The organism is Neobacillus sp. SAB-20_R2A (genome assembly GCF_049568635.1).
GTDB lineage: Bacteria > Bacillota > Bacilli > Bacillales > Cytobacillaceae > Neobacillus > Neobacillus citreus.
Genome location: NZ_CP145895.1, coordinates 1,661,179 through 1,677,513 on the forward strand (window position 1 = coordinate 1,661,179; position 16,335 = coordinate 1,677,513).

At 40.6% G+C, this 16,335-nt stretch carries 18 protein-coding genes; 12 read left to right on the forward strand and 6 right to left on the reverse strand.

All coding sequences use genetic code 11. The features are described from left to right. Window positions 1–15: 15 nt before the first annotated feature. Window positions 16–1,095, forward strand: a complete 1,080-nt coding sequence (locus V5M37_RS08260) for an alpha/beta fold hydrolase (protein WP_423801546.1) — start codon at window positions 16–18, stop codon at window positions 1,093–1,095. Between the two features lie 72 nt (window positions 1,096–1,167). Here the strand turns inward: V5M37_RS08260 and V5M37_RS08265 are convergent, their stop codons facing one another. Further along, entirely contained in the window at window positions 1,168–1,950 is a 783-nt protein-coding gene (locus V5M37_RS08265; RefSeq protein WP_423801547.1) for an alpha/beta fold hydrolase, read from the reverse strand. Window positions 1,951–2,096: 146 nt separating this feature from the next. On the opposite strand from V5M37_RS08265, the gene phaQ reads away from it, so the two are divergent. The 4 genes from phaQ to V5M37_RS08285 all read left to right on the forward strand — a co-directional run bounded on the left by phaQ (window position 2,097) and on the right by V5M37_RS08285 (window position 3,597). Then, window positions 2,097–2,534 (forward strand): poly-beta-hydroxybutyrate-responsive repressor, encoded by a 438-nt coding sequence (gene phaQ, locus V5M37_RS08270; protein WP_213140945.1) that lies wholly within the window; start codon window positions 2,097–2,099, stop codon window positions 2,532–2,534. Further along, window positions 2,515–3,117, forward strand: a complete 603-nt coding sequence (locus V5M37_RS08275) for a hypothetical protein (protein ID WP_213140944.1) — start codon at window positions 2,515–2,517, stop codon at window positions 3,115–3,117. Before phaQ ends, V5M37_RS08275 begins: the two co-directional genes overlap by 20 nt. Window positions 3,118–3,345: 228 nt before the next feature. Then, entirely contained in the window at window positions 3,346–3,441 is a 96-nt protein-coding gene (locus V5M37_RS08280) for a YjcZ family sporulation protein (protein ID WP_213116542.1), read from the forward strand. Between the two features lie 21 nt (window positions 3,442–3,462). Continuing rightward, on the forward strand, window positions 3,463–3,597 hold the full coding sequence (locus V5M37_RS08285; RefSeq protein WP_423801548.1) for a YjcZ family sporulation protein: 135 nt from the start codon (window positions 3,463–3,465) through the stop codon (window positions 3,595–3,597). Between the two features lie 61 nt (window positions 3,598–3,658). Here V5M37_RS08285 and V5M37_RS08290 read toward each other — a convergent pair whose 3' ends face one another. Beyond that, on the reverse strand, window positions 3,659–5,383 hold the full coding sequence (locus tag V5M37_RS08290; RefSeq protein WP_423801549.1) for an AAA family ATPase: 1,725 nt from the start codon (window positions 5,381–5,383) through the stop codon (window positions 3,659–3,661). A gap of 131 nt (window positions 5,384–5,514) precedes the next feature. Next, entirely contained in the window at window positions 5,515–5,775 is a 261-nt protein-coding gene (locus tag V5M37_RS08295) for a hypothetical protein (protein WP_213140940.1), read from the reverse strand. Between the two features lie 168 nt (window positions 5,776–5,943). Between V5M37_RS08295 and V5M37_RS08300 the strand changes: the two genes are divergently transcribed. The 3 genes from V5M37_RS08300 to V5M37_RS08310 all read left to right on the forward strand — a co-directional run bounded on the left by V5M37_RS08300 (window position 5,944) and on the right by V5M37_RS08310 (window position 9,707). Continuing rightward, entirely contained in the window at window positions 5,944–7,524 is a 1,581-nt protein-coding gene (locus V5M37_RS08300; protein ID WP_423801550.1) for a peptide chain release factor 3, read from the forward strand. 423 nt (window positions 7,525–7,947) lie between these two features. Then, window positions 7,948–8,694: an RNA polymerase sigma factor SigI gene (sigI, locus tag V5M37_RS08305; RefSeq protein ID WP_213140938.1), complete on the forward strand. Its 747-nt coding sequence runs from the start codon at window positions 7,948–7,950 to the stop codon at window positions 8,692–8,694. Further along, window positions 8,691–9,707, forward strand: a complete 1,017-nt coding sequence (locus V5M37_RS08310) for an anti-sigma factor domain-containing protein (protein WP_423801551.1) — start codon at window positions 8,691–8,693, stop codon at window positions 9,705–9,707. The genes sigI and V5M37_RS08310 overlap by 4 nt, the downstream gene beginning before the upstream one ends. A gap of 45 nt (window positions 9,708–9,752) precedes the next feature. Here V5M37_RS08310 and V5M37_RS08315 read toward each other — a convergent pair whose 3' ends face one another. Then, on the reverse strand, window positions 9,753–9,947 hold the full coding sequence (locus tag V5M37_RS08315; protein WP_213116535.1) for an alpha/beta-type small acid-soluble spore protein: 195 nt from the start codon (window positions 9,945–9,947) through the stop codon (window positions 9,753–9,755). Between the two features lie 107 nt (window positions 9,948–10,054). Beyond that, on the reverse strand, window positions 10,055–10,405 hold the full coding sequence (locus V5M37_RS08320; protein ID WP_423801552.1) for a DUF3905 domain-containing protein: 351 nt from the start codon (window positions 10,403–10,405) through the stop codon (window positions 10,055–10,057). A 133-nt stretch (window positions 10,406–10,538) separates the two neighbouring features. Between V5M37_RS08320 and V5M37_RS08325 the strand changes: the two genes are divergently transcribed. Then, window positions 10,539–10,700 (forward strand): hypothetical protein, encoded by a 162-nt coding sequence (locus tag V5M37_RS08325; protein ID WP_213116533.1) that lies wholly within the window; start codon window positions 10,539–10,541, stop codon window positions 10,698–10,700. Between the two features lies 1 nt (window position 10,701). Beyond that, entirely contained in the window at window positions 10,702–10,827 is a 126-nt protein-coding gene (locus V5M37_RS08330; RefSeq protein WP_277398204.1) for a hypothetical protein, read from the forward strand. Between the two features lie 33 nt (window positions 10,828–10,860). Here the strand turns inward: V5M37_RS08330 and V5M37_RS08335 are convergent, their stop codons facing one another. Then, the gene (locus tag V5M37_RS08335; protein ID WP_423801553.1) at window positions 10,861–12,603 is read right to left on the reverse strand and encodes a B12-binding domain-containing radical SAM protein; all 1,743 of its coding nucleotides are present in this window, start codon (window positions 12,601–12,603) and stop codon (window positions 10,861–10,863) included. A 348-nt stretch (window positions 12,604–12,951) separates the two neighbouring features. Here V5M37_RS08335 and V5M37_RS08340 point away from each other — a divergent pair, with 348 nt between their 5' ends. Both V5M37_RS08340 and V5M37_RS08345 read left to right on the forward strand, forming a co-directional pair. Next, window positions 12,952–13,965, forward strand: coding sequence for a 2-oxoacid:acceptor oxidoreductase family protein (locus V5M37_RS08340; RefSeq protein WP_423801554.1), 1,014 nt, complete (start codon window positions 12,952–12,954; stop codon window positions 13,963–13,965). Beyond that, on the forward strand, window positions 13,965–16,259 hold the full coding sequence (locus tag V5M37_RS08345) for a thiamine pyrophosphate-dependent enzyme (RefSeq protein WP_423801555.1): 2,295 nt from the start codon (window positions 13,965–13,967) through the stop codon (window positions 16,257–16,259). The genes V5M37_RS08340 and V5M37_RS08345 overlap by 1 nt, the downstream gene beginning before the upstream one ends. Window positions 16,260–16,335: the final 76 nt, after the last annotated feature.

A 16,335-nucleotide genomic window follows, 5' to 3' on the forward strand; every position in this document is an offset into this window, starting at 1 on the left:
AGGGGGTATTGGTAAATGAGTACTAGAGTTTCTACAAAAAGTTTTTTACCACTTTTAAATATCGAGAAGGAAACGAAACGATGGAATCAGCTTTATAAAGTTATGACTGAGCCAAAGCCGGATATCATCCCTACACCGAGAAAATGTGTATGGAAAAAAAATAAAACGACTTTATGGTATCATCCTGCAAAGGAAAAGAAGCATGCCGTACCAGTATTTCTCGTATATTCGCTTTTGAACAAAGTGTACATTTTGGATGTAGGAGAAGGCAGCAGCGTGGTTGGCGGATTAACGGAAAGAGGATACGATGTTTACCTGCTGGATTGGGGTACTCCGGGCCTGGAAGATGCTGATCTTACTTTAGAAAACTATATTATCGATTATTTGGAAAAAGCACTTAAACGGGCAATAAGGCATTCTGGTGCAAAAGAAATATCCTTAATGGGATATTGTTTAGGCGGGACAATGGCCGCTATTCTTGCCTCTATTACAAGCCTGCCAATTAAGAATTTAGTATTAGCCGCAGTCCCAATTGATTTTAGCATAGGGACTGTACCGCAAAAATGGCTGGATGGGATTCAAAAAGGTGAACTAAGCTTTGACCGCTTTGCCAATGCTTATCAAACCCTTCCATCCGAGTTCCTTTACCTGATGTTTAAGCTGATCACACCGTTAAACGCGGCCACAATGGCCAACCTATATACCCGCGCCCATGATGAGAAATATGTTGAAAAATGGCGCCGAATGGATAAATGGACGAAGGATGCTCAGGCATTTACGGGTGCCGCCTTTAAGCAATTTTTTAATGATTTTTATAAAGAAAACAAATTGTTACAAGGTGAATTAGTGATGGACGGCAGGAAAGTAGATTTAAAGAATATTAAATGCCCGTTGTTTGTGTTCTCTTGTTCCCGCGATACTTTAATTGCTGTAAAGCAAAGTCTGCCGATCATGGACCTTGTTTCAAGTGAGGATAAGACATATGAAGTATATGAAGGCGGCCATGTTTCTCTTGTGCTCACAGGAGTTTTTGCAGAAATAATGGACCCATGGTTATCCACTCGTTCACATGATTTACAAGAAGTCCGCTCATAATTTCCAAGGACGAGAATAAATTTATTAACGGGAGGAACGGGGTGGGGGCCCCATCCTTCCCGCTAATAAAATTTATCCGGCATTACGATGCTGGTTGAGGAATTCACGTAAGAGAAGGTTAAACCGGTCTTTTGCTTCAAGTTTGGCAAGATGGCCGGTATTCCTCATAATAATGAATTTTGAGTTTGGTATTAACTTATGCATCCATGCCTGTATCCAAACCGGCAATACAGAATCATACTGTCCGCCAATTATAAGGGTTGGCACTTCAATTGTTGGCAGTAATGATAAATTATTCACTTCCAGGCAAGCTTTCAATGATTCAATAAAAATCTCATGTTTAGGTCGAAAAAGTTGGTTGAATTGTTTAACAGTTTCCTTATCCCAGGAATACAGGGCCATTCGGGCTAAATATTCTGATTCCTTCCCGGCAGAAGCGACTTTTTGAAACTTTGCTTTTCGATTTTCAAATAGTAGGCGTTTGAGTTTGTTTGGAAAATAGTGGAATGTACTTACTAGCATGAGAGAACGACAGATAGAGGGCGACTGGCGGTAGATTTCCTGTGCAACGGCTCCACCCATTGATAATCCAACGATGTGAGCGTTTTCAATTTTTAACTCCTTCAATAGGCTGATAATGTCTGCAGCAAAATTCTGGATCGTGATTCCATCGGTCTTGGTGCATTCCCCGTGGCCTCTCAGGTCTGGAATAATTAATTCATATTCATCGGCAAATTCAAATTGGTGCTGCCACCCCTCCTTTATCTCACCTAGACCATGAATAAACACTAATGGCTCGCCTTTACCTAAATGTAAATAAGGAACACCCAATTTGCTAACCATTGCTTTTTCCATTTTACACCACCTTTCATTTTTAATAGTTTATATCCAAGTTGGTAAAATTGTAAACAGGTTTATTCAGCTTTTAGTAATATTTATTGACAAGATTGACAAAATATTACTGATAGGTGTAAAATACATATAGGTGAGGTGATAAAGACATGGTAAACCAAGATAATCAATCAGTCAATCCATCAAAAAATTTTGTGCTGCCATTTATTTTATTGCTTCTTAGCAGGGTTTCTCTGCATGGGTATGAATTGAGTCAAAAGCTGGAGTCATTTGGCTTTAAAACTTTGGATCAAGGAAACCTGTACAGAATGTTAAGACAATTAGAAAAAGAGGATTTGGTTTCATCTGAATGGGATACAACTGGTGCAGGACCTGCCAAAAGAAGGTATTCCATTACAAAAGCTGGTATTACATACTTAAAAGGATATGCCAATCAACTAGAAACGTATCAATCACTCCTCGATCAATTTTTCAAAATGTATACCAGTGTCCTTGAGCTCTATATTCCTTCTTTCCAAAAGAAGGATGCAATAGAGAAAGTAAATAATCGTAAGAGGAGGAAGGACGATGGCGCAGAAGAAGATTGAAGCGATTCCTGAAGTCGACGTAAAAACAGTTCCACAAGCTGCGGAGGAATCTATTGCTGAAGTTTCGTTTGTTAACACTTTTTGGGAACAATATGAGCTTTCCCAGGAACGGGCACGGAAGCTAAGGGAGAGCCGGGAGGATGCCTACCTTAATTCTGTAAAGGAAGTCATCAAGTTCAATAAGCAATATAGAAAATCCGTTGCGAAATTATATGACCAGGCAAGAAAAACAAACAAAGAAATGGTATCTGAGGTTGCCCAGCAAGTTAATTTACGCAAAGAGGATGCAAAGGCTGAGGCAGTGCCAAATAACGATCGGGAAGAGCTTAAAAAGCAGCTTAGCGAGGTTTCCAGCCAATTGGAGATATTGGCTTTGACTCCAGTTAAAACCTTTTTCCAATTTGTCGAACAAATGGAAGACAATTTTGTGAAAAATACTGAAGCAGGAATTGGCTATGCTCGCGACCGCAGAAATGCGTGGCTGCAAGTTAGAAAGGAATACGTTAAATTGGCACGTAATACCCATCTTGATTTAGTTGAACGCGGGAAGAATAGTTTGAAAGAGCTTGTTAAAACCAATTAACTACTAGCATATCAGCAGCAAAGGATTATTACAGAATGTGTATTTACTTGAATTAAAGCCGCACTCTCTATTTACAGGGAGTTGTGGCTTTTTTACTTTAAGCCCATTTACATTCTAAGAATGGGCTTTTCCTTTTTTACAAATCTGGGTAATAGGGATAAGTGTCTATTGCACATTTTTATCTAGGTGAATAGGATATATGGAATTCAAAAAAGGAGGTAATGTTAAATGACTGGTGTAGCAGGTGGCTACGGAGCAGGATTTGCCCTAATCGTGGTTCTGTTCATTTTGTTAATCATTGTAGGGGCTTCTTGGGTTATATAAAAATATAAGGAGGTAAAAAGTATGTTTGGATATGCCGGTTTCGGAGGCTATGGCGGCTGTGGTTACGGCGGCTTTGGCTATGGTTATGGTGGCTTCACTTTAATCGTGGTGTTATTTATCCTCTTGATTATTGTAGGAGCAGCTTGCTACTATTAAGAAAATGAATGGGTAATTAGCCCAAAAAAACCCGCTTGGTTTCCCAAGCGGGTTTTGTATGTTAGCCGGCTGCATTCATATTCGCACAAATAATTTCTTCGACTTCATGCCCTTCCAAAGTTTCTTTTTTTAATAAGGCATCCACCAATTGCAGATACTGCTCTTGATGGCTTCCGATTAATTTTTCTGCTTTCTCTATACCCTTTGCAAACAGTTCTTGCATTTTGATTTCTTTATCCGGTTTACTAAAGGTTAACGTAAAGCCGTCCTGAAGCATTCCGGTTTCAACCATTTGTTCAATAATATGTTTAGCCTGTTGCACATCGCCGGATACACCGATACTGTGTTCACCAAGAAACATCCTTTCGGCGGTACCGCCGGCTAATATCATGGCAACTCGGTCAAGCAGATCGCTTGTTGTAGATAAATTCAATTCTTTCGGAATTGGTGCTACATACCCCAAGGCTTCACCCCGTGGAATAATCGTCGCTTTTCTGACTGAACCCGGTTTTGTTACAGAAGCAACAAGGGCGTGCCCGGCTTCGTGGATGGCTACCCGCCGCTTTGTCTCATGATCCTGCAACGGCCGTGAAGTACTTCCTAGAATGGTTCGGTCAAGAGCATAATCTAGGTCCTGTTTTTGAATAATATCACGCCCATTACGGACTGCATGACGGCTTGCTGATTCAAATAATGAAAACAGCTCTGCCCCGGAAAACCCGGAAGTACTTTCCGCTAAACCATCTAATGACGTAAGGACATCTTTGGCAATCGCTTTTCCTTTTGAATGGATGTCAATGATTTCCCTGCGTCCTTTTGTATCAGGCAGCGGAACATGGAATGAGAAATCTATTCTCCCTGGACGCAAGAATGCTTCATCAAGCATATCTTTTCTGTTTGTAGCGGCAATAAATAAAATGCCGTCATTGGAATGGCCGCCGTCAAGCTGGACAAGAAGTTCAGTTAATGTTTTTTCTCCTTCTTCGCCGCCATGGGCTTTACGTCTGCCGGCAAGAGCATCTACTTCATCGATAAAAATGACAGCAGGACGCTGTTTTCTGGCCGCCTGAAACAAGGAGCGGACACGGCTTGCACCGACGCCGACAAATAATTCATTAAACGCTGACCCGCTGGCAGAGAAAAACGAAGCATTCAGCTCATGGGCAATTGCTTGCGCAAGCAAGGTTTTTCCAGTTCCAGGAGGTCCGTATAACAGGATTCCTTTCGGCGGTTTAATCCCAAGCTTTAACGCTCTATCCTTATCCTTTAATGTTGTCAAAGTTTGCAATATCTCTTCTTTCATTTCATCGCCTAGACCGCCTACATCCTTTAAACTGATGTTTGGCAGAGGCTGGGCTTTTGCGACGCTGTTTTTCATGGAATTTCTTAAGCCGATGCCGCCCTTTGTTTTTTTGACAGCGTAGACAGCACCTCCTAATAAAAGAAGGACTCCAGCCATGATCCATTTACCATAGCGGCTGCTAGAAGAAAAGGAATATTTGATATTATATTTCTCCACCAGTTTATCCACCATTTGGCTATTAGGGGGAACTTGGGAAACATATTCGGATTTGCCTGCTTTTATAAAGAGACTTCCATCGGATTGTTCTGTTATGGTGACTGTTTTCCCGTTTTGCTCTTGAATAATTTTTTCTACAGACGAAAACGGTATAGATACTTGGTTAGTTGTTGATTGAACTAACCAAATAATTCCGGCAATAACTATAATAAATGCTGCGAACAGCGGAAAGAATTTTTTTGAAACTGTTTTTTTGCTTTGATTCATGGGCTATTCCTCCTTTAACAGAAGTACAACCTCTATTATAAGGGGATTTCCAATAAAATGGATGTGGGAATCGATGGAAGCTGATCGAAGAAAAAACACTTCCCACAAAAAACAGGAAGTGCAGCTTAAAATTATGATAATAGCCGAAGATGGGGAATAATGGGCGTGAGAACGCTTTGCGCCAGAACACCGATGCTGACGCCAATACTCGATGCCTTTTTCCATTTGAATACATGAACCTTTTCATCTTTACCTTCATATAAAAATACAAGCTGCTCAGCTTCTTCAGCAATCCCGATTTTTTTATAGGGAATCTTGTTTTGTTCAAGCACGATTTCAAATGCCTTTTGCAATAAATTTAATGTTTGCCGATCAAATTTTGTAATTTCCATAAATCCTCCCAAAAGCATCAATTATGTATAATATTATTATAGTCATTATTTCAGCCCGATTAAAGAAAATCTCAATTGTATTTTATTGAAATATTGCAAAGTAACCGTTTGAGCGATAAGATTGAAGTTATGGAAAAATTTTAGGCTGTTAAAAGAGAGGAAGACATAATGGGAAACGATTTAAAAAAAGAAGTATTATCGCGCCGTACATTTGCGATTATCTCGCACCCGGATGCGGGTAAAACAACCTTAACGGAAAAATTGCTATTGTTTGGCGGCGCAATCCGCGATGCCGGAACAGTAAAGGCAAAGAAGACAGGGAAATTTGCCACTAGTGACTGGATGGAAATTGAAAAGCAACGGGGAATTTCTGTTACCTCCAGTGTCATGCAATTTGATTATAGCGGTTTTCGCGTCAATATTTTAGATACTCCTGGACACCAGGATTTTAGTGAAGATACGTACAGGACCTTAATGGCAGTTGACAGTGCCGTGATGATTGTCGATTCGGCGAAAGGAATCGAAGATCAGACCATTAAACTTTTCAAGGTTTGCCGGATGCGTGGAATTCCTATTTTTACGTTTATTAATAAGCTTGACCGCCAAGGAAAACCACCGTTAGAACTTCTGGCAGAACTGGAAGAAGTTCTGGGAATTGAATCCTACCCTATGAATTGGCCAATTGGAATGGGAAAAGAGTTCTTAGGAATTTACGACAGATATTATAATCGTGTTGAACAATTCCGGGTTGATGAAGCTGCACGCTATATTCCCTTAAATGATGATGGGGAAATTGATGGTGATCACAAGCTGAAATCTTCAGGACTTTATGAGCAGACATTAGAGGAAATCATGCTGTTAAATGAAGCGGGAAATGATTTTTCTGCTGAAAAAGTGCAAGCAGGAAGCCTGACACCTGTGTTTTTCGGAAGTGCGTTGACGAATTTCGGGGTCCAGACATTTCTAGAGACCTACCTGCAATTCGCGCCGCCTCCTAAAGCGAGAAATTCATCGATTGGGGAAATTGATCCGCTTTCCGACCAATTTTCCGGTTTTATTTTTAAAATTCAAGCGAATATGAATCCCGCCCACCGGGACCGGATTGCATTCGTACGAATTTGTTCTGGAAAATTTGAAAGAGGAATGACCGTAAATGTTCCACGGCTTGAAAAGCAATTAAAGCTTTCTCAATCCACTTCCTTTATGGCAGAAGAACGAAATACCGTGGAAGAAGCCGTTAGTGGAGATATCATCGGTTTATACGATACGGGAACCTACCAAATCGGCGATACGATTACGACGGGTAAGAACAATTTCCAATATGAGAGGCTGCCGCAGTTTACACCTGAGCTTTACGTAAGGGTATCTGCGAAGAACGTAATGAAGCAGAAATCATTTTATAAGGGGCTGCATCAGCTTGTTCAGGAAGGGGCCATCCAGCTCTTTAAAACGGTCAAAACAGACGAGTATTTATTAGGGGCTGTAGGCCAGCTGCAGTTTGAAGTATTTGAGCACAGAATGAGAAATGAATATAATGCAGAGGTCATTATGGAACGGCTGGGATCGAAAATTGCCCGCTGGATTGAAAAAGATGAAATCGATGAAAACCTGTCAAGCTCAAGAAGTCTTCTCGTGAAGGATCGTTATGAGCATTATGTATTTTTATTTGAGAACGATTTTGCATTACGGTGGTTCCAAGAGAAAAATCCGAATGTAAAGCTTTATAATCCAATGGACCAGCATGACTAATCTCCAAAAAATTAAGGCTGTCTCGTACGAGGCAGCCTTAATTTTTTTTATTGTCTAGCTGCAAAAGGGATACTTCGTCAGCATATGCTTCGCACGACTGAAAGCGATAGCTTTTAGGAGGAGCGCCTAGGGGCTCGGGGTCATAAGCCAATCCGTCAAGAAGGCTAAAAAGCAGCCTTCTCGCCGGCTCGTCTTATGCCTGTCGCCCCTGGTCAAGGCGCTTCCGCTTTTCTTATTGGGAAATTTTTTACGCAAACCCCCATAAAAAGTATTTCCATATACGTAACATTTATTAAAATAAGACATGAACAATAACAAATAAACGAAGGCTCGTGGGCTAAATACAGTCTTTTCCTATGCTTATCCCCATAAAGACCAAAGCTTGTTTCGTATGTTATAATTGGTCGAATAAGAGGTGAGCAAATGCTAGGTTTATTGTTTATGGCTAAAAAGAATAAAAGAACATTAGAAGATACAGTTGCCTTGATTCAGCAAGGTGATAAGTCATTGCTGAATGAACTCATCCAGGCCTATAAACCATTTATCGCTAAAACTGTTTCTTCAGTATGCCGCCGGTATATCTATGAATCCGATGATGAATTTAGCATTGGCCTTATTGCTTTTAACGAGGCAATTGAAAAATATTCAAAAGACCGCGGCAGCTCTTTATTAAGCTTTTCAGAAGTGATTATTAAAAGACGAGTTATTGACTACATTCGAAAGCAAACAAAAAATCAGCACATCAGTATTGATATAACAAATGCCCTCCAAGATGAGGAATTACCTGGAACGGCAATAGTCAACGAGCTTTCCCTTGATGAATATCAGAAAAAGACTGACGAACAGCTAAGAAAAGATGAAATTATTCATTTTCAATCATTATTAGCTTCTTTTGATTTAACCTTTAGCGATTTGGTGGAGAATTCCCCGAAGCATGCGGATGCTAGGAAAAATGCCATCATCGCAGCAAAAACATTGGTTGACAATGAAGAATTATTTAAATCATTACGCGAAAAAAAGCGGCTGCCTATTAATCAGCTTGAAAAAATGGTAAATGTCTCTAGGAAAACCTTAGAAAGAAATCGCAAATATATTATTGCCATTGCTTTAATTTTATCAAGTGATTATGTGTATATGAAGGATTATATAAAGGGGGTGCTTGATACATGAAAAAGGGAATAATAATGGAAATGGATGATTTTTTTCTCACACTTTTAACCCCTGAAGGTGAGTTCTTACGGGCTAAGAGACTTAAGCAATCCTATTCAATTGGAGAGGAAATAACTTTTTATCCCGTTGAAGGCAAGAATCAATTAAGATATCTATCGTCCATAAAGAAAGTTGCCAAAATGAAAACCGTTTGGGCTGCAGCGGCTGCAGTTTTACTTTTTTCCGGTTCATTTATTCCAATGTATCAAAATAATAAAGCTTATGCCTATATGTCAATTGATGTAAATCCGAGCATTGAACTAGGAATAAATAAAAAGATGCAGGTTGTGGAATTGACAGGCTATAATCCTGAAGGTAAAAAGATTATATCCCATTTGGATGATTGGGAGAAACAAGATGTTACGAAGGTGACGGAAGAAATTTTATCGGAAATAGGTAAAGAAGGGTATTTCAAAACGAACAAGCATGTCATTATTTCAACTGTTCCGACCAGTCAAATGGAAAAGAAGGAAGAGCAAAAGCTTGAAACTGATATTAAAGAGATTACCAAAGTTGTTTCCGAGCAGCAGCTAGCGTATACTGTTTTATCAGGTACTGAAAAGGATCTTGAAACTGCTCACGAAAAAGGTGTCACTGCAGGTAAATACAAGGCAGTAAATAATCCAGTGGCAAAAGAGAAAGTGGAGAATAATTGGAAAAAGTACAAAAATCATAATAATCCTACTGAGCCGGAAGCAAAGGCACCGCCAGGGCAAATAAAGAAACAAATAGATGAAAATGTCACTCAGGAACCTCCTGCCGTTGATAATACTCCGCAGGCGGCCGTAGGCCAATCTCCAGTCGAAGATAAAGTACCACCTGGACAGGCAAAAAAGATAGTTGATAACCAACTAAAGCAAAATCCTGGGCAGGCTAAAAAGCAAGCCAATCAACAGGGAAATTCACAGGGAAATCCCAATCCAAAAGGAAAATACCATTATTTTGACAACCAAATTAAACAAAGAAACAAATAAAAAGAGGCGCTCCAAAAGAGCTGCCTCTTTGCCATTTTTATGAAATTATTCACGTCCTGATAATTGTGCCTGTGCTTGCTGGACAAGTCTTTTTGTTATTTCCCCGCCGACTGAACCATTGGCTCTAGAAACGGTATCGGACCCCAAATGTACTCCGAACTCTTGGGCTATTTCATATTTAACTTGATCAAGGTATTGTTCAATCCCAGGCACTAATAATTTATTTCTGCTGTTAGCCATATTTTTCACTCCTTATTCTATCCAGAGATTTTTTTCTCTGTAAGGGTAGTATTGATTGCTTTGACTTTATTCATAAGTGGAAATGTTTATCGAATCTGGTTAGCTTTTCAATCTGTCCCTTTGCTTACATCCTTGGTGGGATGCATAAACGGATAAGCTTGCGGCTTTCTTTTGCTTTCTAGCAGTTCCCGATTTTCTGCCGTGTTCCAGCCGATATCGTTCGTCGGGTGCACCCACTCATCACCCGACATTATGGCTGGGTCCGTATCCTCTGACCAGTTTTCCAGTGGAGAATTTTCTGAGGCATATAAGCTATCCCCGATGACTACACCATGCTCATTAACAAATGGCGCTTCCATTTTTATTCCTGTTCCTTCAAAGCTTGGTGCATTTATTTGATGCGGCAAAGTTTCATCGATACTTACTTTCTGTCCAATTTTCTTCATATCTTTTTTCATCCAGCATTCCCCCTGTTTTTTATATTTTTTGCGTAAACCTTTTTTTTATTTATGAAAAATAAGGAAACGAATGATTCGACAAAAATTGCTTAAAACTATCTATGTAACATGAATTTTAAGGAGGTTTTCCAAGATGGCTAAGCGGAAGGCTGAATTTGATGCAGTGGAAAAGTACACCAAAACCCCAAAGAAGAATGTCCAGGAAAGTGAATTTTCCGCTGAATTTACCGATAACAATAATGCAATCAGATTTCAAAACCGCAATTCAAAGCTAGGGAAAAAGGGAAGAAGTTAAAATGAAAGGCCGCCGCAAGACTCCGCCAAGAATACCTACAGAGGAATTTAGTGTAGAATTTGGTGATGTAAACGGTATTCCATTGGTTGAAAAAATAAAAAACAAATTTAAGAAAAAACGTACCTAAAAAAGAAAAATAAGCCGGGAGCACCGGCTTATTTTAGATTTTAAAAGGAAATAAAAGTGTCTCTAGGTTGGTAGGGTCAAAATACGCCAGTAAACCGGAAGCCTGGTGGTCTATTTCACCGTTTAGAAAATACTTTGTCAGGTCAAAAGACAAAAGCTCTAGCATGGTATGCTTATAAAGTTCTTTTTCATCCAGCTCAAGTTTGAGAAATTCCGGTCCTAAAAGCTGCGGAGTCTCGGAAATGCGTTTGTAGATTTTCGAACGTTCGCTTTTCTCCAGCCCTGCTTCCCACCAAGGTTTTCTCGGTTTGTACTTATGATGTTTTAAATAATCATATTTCATTAAACCGGAAATGACATCAAGGTTCGGAACCGCCCTCTTGACTAAAAATGAATGTAATCGCCGAAATAGATCCTCCAACTGATGGCCGATTCTTGACCAGCCCTGTTCATCCCAGTAGGAACCAAAATCCTGAAAGAAATCGAACGGTGAAGGGAAAACATGTGTCACCAGGTATTCAACTGTGTGATCCATACGGTGGTCATTCCAATATTTTTCTAACACATCTTCCACTTGCTTTATTTTAACAATATCGTCAAACGATAGAACATTGTTGCTTAAAATCTCATACGGGGAATGGTCCATATATACATAATCATGTTCTGAAGCACGTATACGTACCCCTGTTCCGCGCAGCATTTTTAAAAACCCTAACTGCAGTTCTTCCGGCCTCATTTCAAACACATCGTTGAAGGTCTTCCGGAAGGAGGCGTAATCTTCTTCAGGCAGTCCCGCGATAAGATCAAGATGCTGATCGATTTTCCCCCCATCTTTTACCATTGTCACTGTTCTTTTCAGTTTTTCAAAATTTTGCTTTCTTCTCACAAGCTCATTTGTATAGTCATTCGTTGACTGTACACCAATTTCGAAACGGAAAAGCCCTTTTGGTGCCTCTTGGTTAAGAAATTCAATCACTTCAGGCCGCATAATATCCGCAGTAATTTCAAATTGAAACACAGTTCCTGGAAGATGTTCATCAATAAGGAAGCGGAACATTTCCATTGCATAGCTTCTGCTAATATTAAAGGTCCGGTCAACAAATTTAATTGTTTTTGCACCGTTTGCCATTAAATAGCGAATATCCTCTTTAATTCGTTCCCGGTCAAAATAGCGGACACCGACTTCGATGGAAGATAGGCAAAATTGACAGCTGAACGGACAGCCTCGGCTTGTTTCGATATAAGTAACCCGTTTCCCCAACTGGGGAATATCCTCAGGAAAGCGGAAGGGGGAGGGTAATTCTTTTAAATCAAGCTTATTTCTCTGTGGTGTGCTGGCTAAGGTTCCATTGTCACGATACGCAACTCCATGGACATTATCGATATTTTTGTTTGTATCAAGCTCCGTCAGCAATTGTTTAAAGGTTTGTTCCCCTTCGCCCATTACGATAAAGTCGATTTCCGGATGTTTTTCCATCCATTCGCGTGTGTCGTAGGAAACCTCAGGGCCTCCTAATACAATAATGAGGGAAGGGTCAATCTTCTTTAGCATATTGATGACCTTAAGGGTCTCTTCGATATTCCAAATATAACAGCTAAAACCGATAACATCCGGCTTTTGTTGGTGGAGATCGGAGACAATGTTCATCACCGGATCTTTGATGGTGTATTCCTTTAAAATGATATCAAATTCAGGTGCTGCATATGCCTTTAAGAACCTGATGGCCAGATTGGTATGAATGTATTTTGCGTTAAGGGTGGAACAAATGACTTTCATAATAAAACTCCTTTTTCATTATAAAACAAAATAATATTATAGCTTATTTTAGCCGAAAAGGTAAGGGAACAAACGGGTTCCACATTAGCGTATGCTAAGTTGATTATCAATTACAATCTCTCTGTTATAATACAATGCGTAACCTGTTATATAATTAAAAAACAATGAAGATGCTTTGTAAATAAAGAATTTTTTCGATGGATTAAAATGTGTTTTAAAAAAAATGTTTGGATGTTTGATTTTTGTCACAGATTTAAAAAATAATATGGCCTACAATAGCGGTGAGATAAGTTAATTATTTATGTCTTTTTCGGGTAGTTTTATTGAACAAAGAAGGAGAGGGACATTATGTCTATTTTACCGCAAAAAAATGAGCTGGGTTTTTTTGAAATCCGTCTCGAATCAATCGGTGGTCTTGGAGCAAATCTTGCCGGAAAAATGCTGGCTGAAGCAGGGGTATTAGGGCTTGGGTTAAATGGTTCCAACTTTTCGTCCTATGGCTCGGAGAAAAAAGGAACTCCGGTTAAAAGCTTTATCCGCTTTTGTGAACCTGGGGTTGAAATTCGTGATCACAGTCCAATTGAGCAGCCTCATATTGTGGGCGTTTTCCACGAAGCATTGTATAAAACGATTAATGTGGTCAGCGGTTTAAATGCTGACGGCATCGTCTTAGTCAACTCATCAAGGGATTTCGATGATGTGAAAAAGGATTTAAAACTAGAATATGGAACATTAGCGATTGTAGATGCGTTAACCATTGCTGTCGAGGAAAAAACAAAAGTAAATACAGCGATGCTCGGGGCGTTATTCCGCATTTGTGATTTTTTGGATCCGGATGCCATGAGAAAAGTTATCCGGAAGACATTCGAGAAAAAATACCCGCACTTTGTCGAACCGAACCTACGGACGTTTGACCGCGGCTATAATGAAGTTGAATTTAAAACATACCATGTTCCGGAGGATGCCCAAGGTAAAGCCTTTACCCGCCCGCTTCCGCAGCTAGGCTATATGACCCAAGAGCTTGGTGGTGTAATCACCACTCAGGCAAATAGTATATTAAAAGATTTGAGCGGCTCAAGACAGGGCTTCCTGCCACAGTTTGAACGCGATAAGTGTATAGACTGTGCGGCCTGCGATAACGTTTGTCCAGATTTCTGTTTCGTCTGGGAAGAGGGAGAGGACAAGCGCGGCAGAAAGCAAATGTTTCTTAAGGGAATTGACTATCAATATTGTAAGGGCTGCTTAAAATGTGTGGAAGCATGTCCGACAAGTGCTTTAATGGATCTTCGCGAAATGATCGGATACGCAGATGCAAATCGTGTGAAGCAAAACTTTCCTTATGCAGTAGGAGGGAATTTATAATGGGTATTTTAGAGGAAAAATTAACAGCGCAGGTTGGAGCCGAGCAGATTTCAACCTTTGAATCCGGCAATGAAATGGCTGCGATGGCGGCAGCGCAAATCAACTATCATATTATGGGTTATTTCCCGATTACTCCATCTACAGAGGTGGCACAATTCTTAGACCAAATGAAAGCCCGGGGCGAGCATGATATTAAGCTGATTCCGGCAGATGGCGAGCATGGATCGGCCGGTATTTGCTATGGTGCTGCCGCCACTGGGGCGCGCGTCTTCAATGCAACAAGTGCGAACGGCTTTTTATATATGATTGAACAGCTTCCGGTTCAGGCGGGCACACGATTCCCGATGGTCATGAATCTGGTCACTCGGGCTGTCAGTGGTCCGCTTGATATCCGCGGAGACCACTCAGATCTTTATTTTGGTCTAAATACGGGTTGGGTTATTTTAACGGCAAGTACCCCGCAAGCGGTCTATGACATGAATATTATGGCATTGAAAATTGCCGAACACTCCAAAGTCCGGCTCCCTGTCATTGTAGCCTATGATGGATTCTGGACGTCCCACCAAAAACGGAGAGTTCAATACTTCAAGGACCGTCGGGTAGTGCAGCAATTTGTCGGCGAATGCCCGACTGATTACAATTTTATTAGAGATCCGCAAAAACCGGTAACGATCGGTGCCCACATGAACGGCGAAGATTTGATGAACAATCACTTCCAGCAATCCGAAGCTATGTACAATGCCGGAGAGGTATTCAGGGAAGTGGCTGCCGAATATGCAAAACTTTCAGGAAGAGAATATTCTGTTTTGGACTTATACAAAATGGAGGACGCTGAAGTTGCGTTATTCCTATTAAACTCTGCAGCCGAATCGGCAAAGGATGTTGTCGACCAGCTGCGCTCCCAAGGAATTAAAGCAGGGGTAATCAGTCCAAATATTATTCGTCCATTCCCGGCTAAAGAAATCCGTGAAGCTCTTAAAAATGTGAAAGCATTATTAGTCGGTGAGCGTGCTGATTCCTATGGTGCACATGGTCCAAACTTAACGCATGAGATCAAGTCTGCCCTGCAGGATGACAAGACTAATAAAACCATCGTATTAAGCCGTGTATTCGGAATGGGCGGTAAGGATTTCTATGCAAGTGATGCCCATGAATTCTTTAATATGGCGATTGATGCGAAGGAGAAAGGCTATGCGGAAAAACCATTTGATTATTTCGGGCATGTACCGGGAAATCCGGAAAAAATCCTAAAGCCTGTCATCACTCCGCAGCAGGGTGATACTTATAAATCTGGTTTAATTGAAGTAAAAATGGATGAAGAAACAAATAAATTAAAAGTGAAAATCCCACCACTGCGGATGCTGACAAATAAGCCGAAAAGAATTGCTTCCGGTCACGGCGCCTGCCCGGGCTGCGGCATATTTGGCGGGCTGGAGTTGTTCTTTAAAGGGATTGAAGGGGATATTGTCACTCTATTCCAAACTGGCTGTGCCTACGTTACAACAACTGCCTATCCATATAGCTCGCATAAGCAGACGATGATGCATAACCTGTTCCAGAATGGTGCAGCAACCCTCTCAGGTACTGTTGAGGCCTTCATGGAATTAAAGCGGCGCGGGGAAATTCAAGTGTCGGATGATGCGACATTCGTGATGATTACCGGTGACGGCGGAATGGATATCGGTATGGGATCGGCAATTGGGACGGCACTTCGCGGCCATAAGCTGATTATGCTCGAATACGATAATGAAGGCTACATGAATACCGGGTCGCAAATGTCTTATTCGACACCGCTTGGCCATATGACAAGTACTTCAGGTGTTGGAAAAACACAGCAAGGGAAAAGCTTCCACCACAAGGATACGGTACAAATTATGGCTGCGACAAATATCCCTTATGTATTTACCGGATCAGAAGCATTCCCGCAGGATTTGGTCAAAAAAGGTGCGAAAGCCCAGTGGTACGCGCAAAATGTCGGACCAGTGTATGGAAAACTGTTAATTACCTGTCCATTAAACTGGAAGTCTGAGGACCGTTATGGAACAAAAATTCTTGAAGAGGCCGTCAATTCCTGCTTCTTCCCACTGTATGAAGTAGAACAGGGTGTTACCGCTATTACCTATAACCCTGAAGAAAAGAAAAAGCGCGTTTCGGTAACAGAATGGTTTAAATATATGGGGAAAACGAAACATCTCCTCAAAGAGGAAAACAAACATCTAGTAGACGAATTTGAAAGAGAAGTAGAAAAAAGGTGGCAGCGCCTTAAAGCAAAGCATGAAAATCCATGGCTATAAAAAAGAAAAACGCAAAGCAAATTGCTTTGTGTTTTTCTTTTAAGCTAATAAAATTTATTGGCAGAAAAAAGGAATT